Raw genomic sequence first — 1,256 nt, forward strand, 5'->3', positions numbered from 1 at the left:
CGCACCCCGACCAGGCACCCGCTGGAGCCCACTGCCGAGCACCGGAGACCGTCACGGATGTCACGATCTGCGGCAGGGGCCGGCGGATGGAAATTGAGGCTGGGCCGGTGCCTGGTTGAGGTGCTCTGGGCACCTGAGGCGAAGGGTGCAACTGAGAGTGTGCGTGCCTGCGTTGGGTCACCTGGACCTCGGTCATCGAATGATGCATGAGGTGTGACGGGTTCAGCGAGGTTCGAGAGGGCCCGGGAGCGGACTGCGCTACGCGCAGGCAGAAAAGCATTTTCGGGCGAAGTATCTGATTAAGGGTGCGTCCTACCCGAGGAGGTGCGGAATCTGTGGTTGGGTCACCTCATGAGCTTCCAGAACGTGTTCGCCGACCACTGGCTACCGCACGCGCCATTGGCCGCTGAGCGCAAGGAGGGCGCCTATCGGAGGGTGTCCCGGGAGCACGCTCTGCAGCTGCCCTACATCGAGACCAACCCGCTGTGCCTGCAGTCGATCGTGGTCACCGACCACGACGGCTCCGAGGCCGACCAGGTGGCCGATCTGGTCGGGCTGCCTCAGCCCTCCTGGGTGACGCTGAACCCGCACACCCGCTCCGGGCACATCGCCTACGCCCTGGCCGCTCCGGTGTGCCTCACCGACTCCGCCCGCCGGAAGCCGATCAACCTCCTGGCCCGCATCGAGCAAGGCCTCGTCGACGTCCTGGGCGGAGACGTCGGCTACGCGGGCCGGGTGACCAAGAACCCCGTCCACCGCCAGCACATGCCGCTGTGGGGCGAGGAAACCGCCCTCTACGGCCTCCAGGAGCTCGCACAGGCCCTCGGAGACGTCGGAGCCCTCCCAGGGCCTTCCAGGACCGGAAAAGCCCTCACAGCGTCCTCCGTGGGCCGCAACGTCGCCCTGTTCCACCTCACTCGCCAATGGGCCTACCGCGCTCGGTTGCGCTACGACGATGCCAGCGAGTGGGAGCAGACCGTTCACGCCTTCGCCGTGAACAAGAACCTCACCGCCATCGCCGAGGAGTTCACCCGCGGCCCGCTGGGCGAGGTGGAAGTGCTGCACCTGGCCCGTTCCATCGCCCGCTGGACCTGGCGCAACATCACCCCAGAACTCACCAACCAACGACGCGAAGCCTGGACCGCTCCGGAGCACCAACAGCGCCGCGCTCAACGCGCTGCTGACAAACGCCGCATCGACCGCACCCACGCATCCAAGGAGCTCTTCCGATGACTGCCGAGACACCCGCACGGCGC

At 67.2% G+C, this 1,256-nt stretch carries 1 protein-coding gene; it reads left to right on the forward strand.

Annotated features, from left to right (window positions below):
* The first annotated feature begins 351 nt into the window (after window positions 1–351).
* Window positions 352–1,233, forward strand: a complete 882-nt coding sequence (locus ACFPCY_RS43010) for a replication initiation protein (protein WP_378265706.1) — start codon at window positions 352–354, stop codon at window positions 1,231–1,233.
* Window positions 1,234–1,256 lie beyond the last annotated feature (23 nt).

The sequence above is a fragment of the Actinomadura gamaensis genome, assembly GCF_042652125.1.
Classification (GTDB): Bacteria; Actinomycetota; Actinomycetes; order Streptosporangiales; family Streptosporangiaceae; genus Spirillospora; species Spirillospora gamaensis.